Genomic DNA, 6306 nt, shown 5'->3' with positions numbered 1-6306 from the left:
AAGCGCGCCGGCGCGGCCAGCCCGGCCGCCGCCAGCGCCGCGGCGAAGCCGGCGTGCCGCTCCGCGCCGGTGCTGCTGGTATTGCCGAACAGCCCGCCGATGCGGTCATGGCCCTGCTCGCGCAGATGGCCGACCAACAGGCCGGCGGCGGCGGCGTTGTCCAAGACCACCGCGTCGGCCGCGCCGCCGGGCGCGGCCCGGTCGATCAAGACCACCGGAAACCCCAGCGCCTCCGCGTCCAGCGTCTCCGCCGTGGCGCGGGTGGCGGCGAAGATCACTCCGGTGACGCGCTCCTCCTGCATCAGCCTGAGGTACATCGCCTCCTTGTCCGGGTTCTCGTCGGTATTGCACAGAATCACCCGCATGCCGGCCTGGTAGGCCACATCCTCCACCGCGCGGCTGACCGCGGTGAAGAAGGGGTTGCGGATGTCGGACACGATCAGGCCTATGGTGTCGCTGTGCCGCGAGCGCAAGCGCCGCGCGGACAAATTGGGCCGATAACCGGTGGCGGCGATGGCCGCCTCCACCTTGGCCTTCAGCGCCGCGCTCACCGGGCCCTTGGCCAGGGCCCGCGATACGGTGGCCACCGACACGCCGGCCGCCAGCGCCACATCCTTGATGCTGACCGTCATATGAAATCGTTTTCTCTTACCAAGATAGAAACTGGGTTTACGCAAGCATACCCTTAAAGCGTAATTTTACAACACTGCCGCTTGAGAGGGCGCAAAGATGTAGCGGCGAAACTACGACTGTATTGACAGAAAAAATGTAATCGTTTTCAATCCACTCAGCGCGTGAACGGCGCCGCCCCTCCGCAATGACAGCTGGCGGGCGCGGGCCGATCCGCTATACCGAGCCTGTCCCAAGCCGCGCCGCTTGCGCGTCGGGCCGTGAACGGGTTCCCGGAACCGCGCAGCCAATTGAACCGACAGAAGAGACCGCCATGCACGACACCGGATCGCCCTCCTCCCTGATCCAGCCCGAACTGATCCGGCTGGGCTGTCAGCCCGCCGACAAAGAGGCGGCCATCCGCCTGGCCGGACAATTGCTGGCCGACGCCGGCTGCATAGACCCGGCCTACATCGACAGCCTGCTGCGGCGCGAAGCGGTGGCCAACACCTTCCTGGGCAACGGCCTGGCCATTCCGCACGGCATGGTGGAAGACCGTCAGCTGATCCGCCGCACCGGCATCGCCATCGTGCAGATCCCGGACGGCCTGGAATGGAACCCCGGCCAGCGCACCCGGCTGCTGTTCGCCATCGCCGCCCAATCCGACGAACACATCACCCTGCTGCGCCGGCTGACCCGGCTGCTGCAGGACGAGGCCAGGCTCGAGCAATTGTTCACCGCCGCAGAGCCGGCCCGGGTGCTGGCCCTTCTGGAAGAGGACGCGCCGCCCGCCGCCGTCGACGCCGCGGCCGATCTGGCCGAGCGCGCGCAATGGATAGTCGACTACCCCAACGGCCTGCACGCGCGCCCGGCCGCGCAATGGGTGGAAGCCGCGCGCCGCCACGCCGCCCAGCTGCAAGTGCGCCACGGCCAGGACGCCGCCGACGCCAAGAACCTGATCAGCCTGCTGCAACTGGGCCTGCGCCACGGCGACACCGTCACCGTGTCCGCCCAGGGGCCGGACGCCGCCGCCGCTTTGTCCGGCCTGCTGGCCGCGATGCGCGACGCCTCGGCCCAGGAACAGACCGACGCCGCGCTCGCCGCGCAAAAAGCGCAGCTGCTGGCCGCGCAACAGGGCTGGACCCCGCCCGGCCACCCGCTGTCCATCGCCGGCATCGCCGCCAGCCCCGGCCTCGCCATCGGCGTGGTGCGCGTGCTGCACGCCGGCCAGCTCAAAGTGCCGGACCGCCCGGTGGCGCTGGGCGAAGGCGGCGACCGCCTGCACGCGGCGCTGAGCGCCACCCGCGCCGAACTGAACGAACTGGCCGCGGCCACCGCCAGCCGGCTGGGCAAGGCCGAGGCCGGCATTTTCCACGCCCAGGCGGAACTGCTGTCCGACACCGATCTGATCACCCTGGCCTGCCAGCTGATGGTGGGCGGCCACGGCGTGGAATGGGCCTGGCACCAGGCGGTGGAGCGCATGGCGGAACGGCTGGCCGCGCTGGGCAACCCGCTGCTGGCGGCGCGCGCCGCCGACCTGCGCGACGTGGGCCGCCGTGTGCTGCGCCAGCTGGACCCGGCGCTGAACAGCGCCACGCTGGCCGACATCGACGGCGACGACTGCATCCTGCTGGCCGCCGACCTCACCCCGTCCGACACCGCCACCCTGGACACCGGCCGCATCCGCGCGCTGGCCACCGCCCAGGGCGGCCCCACCTCGCACACCGCCATCCTGGCGCGCACCCTGGGCCTGCCGGCGCTGGTGGCCGGCGGCCCGGCGCTGCTGGACATCGCCGACGGCACCCCTGCCATTCTGGACGGCCTGGGCGGCCGGCTCTATCTGAACCCCGGCGAGCAAGACCTGGCCTCCGCCCGCGACTGGCTGCAGGCCCAGCAACGCACCCAGCAGCAGCAGGCGGAGCAGCGGCAGCGCCCGGCGGTGACGCCGGACGGCCACCGCGTGGAAATCGCCGCCAACATCAACCGTCCGGACCAGGTGGCCGCCGCGCTGGACGCCGGCGCCGAGGGTGTGGGCCTGATGCGTACCGAATTCCTGTTCCTGGAACGCGAGCAGGCGCCGAGCGAGGACGAACAGTTCCACACCTACAGCGCCATGCTGGACGCGCTGGACGGCCGGCCGCTGATCGTGCGCGCGCTGGACATAGGCGGCGACAAACAGGTGGACTATCTGAAGCTGCCGGCCGAAGAAAACCCCTTCCTCGGCATGCGCGGCTCGCGTCTGCTGCTGCGCCGCCGCGATCTGCTGGAGCCCCAGCTGCGCGCGCTCTACCGCGCCGCCCGCGGCGGCCAGCCGCTGTCCATCATGTTCCCGATGATCACCTCGCTGAAGGAAATCACCCGGCTCAAGGGATGGTGCGAAGGCATACGCCGCGAGCTGGACGCCCCGGCGGTGCCGCTGGGCATCATGGTGGAAGTGCCGGCCGCGGCCATGCTGGCCGATCAACTGGCCGAATACGTGGACTTCTTCTCCATCGGCACCAACGACCTCACCCAATACACGCTGGCGATGGACCGGCAGCACCCGGAACTGGCGGCCGAAGCCGACAGCCTGCACCCCGCGGTGCTGCGGCTGATCCAGCACACCGTGGCCGGCGCCTCCCGCCATCAGCGCTGGGTGGGCGTGTGCGGCGGCATCGCCGGCGATCCCTTCGGCGCCGCGCTGCTGACCGGCCTGGGCGTGGCCGAGCTGTCGATGAGCCCGCGCGACGTGGCCGCGGTCAAGGCCAAGCTGTGCGCCAACGGCCACGACCGGCTGCGCGAGCTGGCGCAGCAAGCGCTGGCCTGCGACAGCGCCGACGAAGTGCGCATGCTGGCACGGGAGCTGACATGAGCACGCGCGTCCACACCGTCACCCTCAATCCGGCGCTGGACCAGACCATCGCCCTGGCCCGGCTGACGCCCGGCGCGGTCAACCTGGCGCAAAGCGCCAGCAGCAACGCCGGCGGCAAGGGCGTCAACGTGGCCAGCTGCCTGGCGGACTGGGGCGCGCCGGTAAGCGTCTGCGGTCTGCTGGGCCGCAACAACAGCGAAGCCTTCGAACAGTTGTTCCTGGACAAGCGCATCGCCGACCACATGCTGCGCCTGCCCGGCGACACCCGGGTCAACATCAAGCTGGCCGACCTCTCCAGCGGCGACACCACCGACATCAATCTGCCCGGCATCGCCGCCGGCGAAGCGCAGCTGGAACAAGTGGGCGCCGAACTGGCCGCCCGGCTGCGCCCCGGCGACATCGTGGCCTTGTGCGGCAGCCTGCCGCCCGGCCTGCCCGCCGACAGCTATCTGCGGCTGTGCCGGCTGCTGCGGCCGCTGGGCGCGCGGCTGCTGCTGGACAGCAGCGGCGAGGCGCTGAGCCAGGCGCTGGACGGCGACGCGCCGCCGCATTGCGTCAAGCCCAACCGCCACGAACTGGAGCACTGGGCCGGCCGCGCCCTGCCCGACACCGCCGCGGTGCTGGACGGCGCGCGCGGGCTGCTGCAACGCGGCGTGGAACAAGTGGTGGTGTCGCTGGGCGCGGACGGCGCGCTGTTCGCCGGCCGCGACCACGCGCTGCTGGCCGCCTTGCCCGCGCAACAACCGCTCAGCACAGTGGGCGCCGGCGACGCGCTGGTGGCCGGCCTCGCCGCCGCGCGGCTGGACGGACTGGACCGCGAGGCCGAAGCCCGGCTGGCGGTGGCCTTCGCCGCCGCCAAACTGGCGCGCGTCGGCCCGCACCTGCCGCCGCCGGAACAAGTGCGCGCGCTGGCGGCGCAAGTCCGGCTGCGAAACCTGGGCTAAGCGCCTGTTAACGACGCGGCATCAGGGGGCTTCGCCTGCGGCTCCAAACTAAAAACACAAGGGAAACAACGCCATGAACCTACTTGCCATCATCGCCTCCGGCGAACGCAGCACCCAGGGCCGGCTGGCCGCGGAAGCGCTGCGCCAGGCCGCCCAAGGGCTCGGGCATTCTCTCAGCCTGGAACTGGACGGCGCGCCGCCGCTGGACGCGGCCGAAATCGCCGCCGCCCAGGCCGCGCTCCTGATCGGCCCCGCCGCCGATCCGCGCCTGGACGGCCTGCCCTCGCTCCGCCTGAGCCTGGACCAGGCCCTGGCCGATCCGGCCGACGCCGTCCGCCGGGCTGCGGCCCTGAGCGCCCCGCAAACCGAAGCGCTGCGCATCGTCGCCGTCACCTCCTGCCCCACCGGCATCGCCCACACCTTCATGGCGGCGGAAGGCCTGAGCCAGGCCGCCCAGGCGCTGGGCCACGCCATCCGCGTGGAAACCCAGGGCTCGGTGGGCGCGCAGAGCGCGCTCAGCGCCGGCGAGATCGCCGAAGCCGATCTGGTGCTGATCGCCGCCGACACCCAGGTGGAGCTGAGCCGCTTCCACGGCAAGCGTCTGTTCCAGAGCGGCACCAAGGCCGCCATCAACGACGGCCGGGCGCTGCTGCGCCGCGCCATCGCCGAGGCCGCGCCCCACCGGCCGGACGCCGCCGGCGCCGCGCCGGAAAAACCGGCCAGCGAGCGCAGCGGCCCGTACAAGCACCTGATGACCGGCGTTTCCTTCATGCTGCCCTTCGTCACCGCCGGCGGCATCATGATCGCGCTGGCTTTCGCGCTGGGCGGCATCTACGCCTTCGACGACGCCAACAAGGGCACCCTGGCCTGGGCGCTGTTCCAGATCGGCGCCAAATCCGCCTTCGCGCTGATGGTGCCCATCCTCGCCGGCTATATCGCCTACTCCATCGCCAACCGTCCCGGCATCGCGCCCGGCATGGTGGGCGGCATGCTGGCCGCCAGCCTGGGCTCCGGCTTTCTCGGCGGCATCATCGCCGGCTTCATCGCCGGCTACGGCACCGACTGGCTGAACCGCAAGATCCAGCTGGGTCGCAATCTGGACGGCCTCAAGCCCGTGCTCATCCTGCCGGTGCTGGGCTCGCTGCTGGTGGGCCTCTTGATGATCTACGTGATCGGCGGCCCGGTGGCCGCCCTGCTGGGCATGCTGACCGAGGCGCTGAAGAGCTTGCAAGGCAGCAGCGCGCTGGTCCTGGGCGCCATCATCGGCGCGATGATGGCCTTCGACATGGGCGGCCCGGTCAACAAGGCCGCCTACGCCTTCTCCACCGGCCTGATCGCCAGCCAGGTCTATACGCCGATGGCCGCGGCCATGGCCGCCGGCATGACGCCGCCGCTGGGCATCGCGCTGGCCACCAAGCTGTTCGCCGATCGCTTCAGCGCCGACGAGCGCGAGGCCGGCAAGGCCGCCGGCGTGTTGGGCCTGGCCTTCATCAGCGAAGGCGCCATCCCCTTCGCCGCGCGCGATCCGCTGCGGGTGATCCCCGCGCTGATGCTGGGTTCCGCCGTGGCCGGCGCCATCTCCATGCTGGCCGGCGTGGAGCTGAAAGTGCCGCACGGCGGCGTCTTCGTGCTGCCCATCCCCAACGCCGTCAGCCACCTGGGCCTCTATCTGCTGGCCTTGCTGGCCGGCACCGCCGTCACCGCGATCGCGCTGCGCGCGCTGAAAAAGCCCGCCCAGCCCGCCGCGGCCTGAGCCCGCCGGCGCCCAAGCAAGCGAAAGCCCCTCCCGGCCATAGCCGGGAGGGGCTTTTCCACGCGGGTTTCAGCGCCGTGGCGCCGACGCGCGGCGAACCGTGAAAATCCTCAGCGCCTGTTCCACGTCTCGCGAGCATGCGCGAGACA

At 71.4% G+C, this 6306-nt stretch carries 4 protein-coding genes; 3 read left to right on the top strand and 1 reads right to left on the bottom strand.

Annotated elements, in window-relative coordinates; all coding sequences use genetic code 11:
• On the bottom strand, window positions 1-632 hold a 632-nt coding region (locus tag NK214_RS21965), incomplete at its 3' end, for a LacI family DNA-binding transcriptional regulator (protein WP_253315519.1).
• 311 nt (window positions 633-943) lie between these two features.
• Between NK214_RS21965 and ptsP the strand changes: the two genes are divergently transcribed.
• The 3 genes from ptsP to NK214_RS21950 all read left to right on the top strand — a co-directional run bounded on the left by ptsP (window position 944) and on the right by NK214_RS21950 (window position 6157).
• Complete coding sequence (gene ptsP / locus NK214_RS21960; protein WP_107798687.1) at window positions 944-3460, top strand: phosphoenolpyruvate--protein phosphotransferase; 2517 nt, start codon at window positions 944-946, stop codon at window positions 3458-3460.
• Window positions 3457-4404, top strand: a complete 948-nt coding sequence (gene pfkB, locus NK214_RS21955) for a 1-phosphofructokinase (protein ID WP_253315518.1) — start codon at window positions 3457-3459, stop codon at window positions 4402-4404. Before ptsP ends, pfkB begins: the two co-directional genes overlap by 4 nt.
• A 73-nt stretch (window positions 4405-4477) precedes the next feature.
• Complete coding sequence (locus NK214_RS21950) at window positions 4478-6157, top strand: PTS fructose transporter subunit IIC (RefSeq protein WP_253315517.1); 1680 nt, start codon at window positions 4478-4480, stop codon at window positions 6155-6157.
• Window positions 6158-6306: the final 149 nt, after the last annotated feature.

This window comes from Chromobacterium sp. S0633, from assembly GCF_024158805.1.
Lineage (GTDB): Bacteria > Pseudomonadota > Gammaproteobacteria > Burkholderiales > Chromobacteriaceae > Chromobacterium.
The sequence above is the reverse complement of the archived record's forward strand: the minus strand, read 5'-3'. Positions and strand labels throughout refer to the sequence as shown.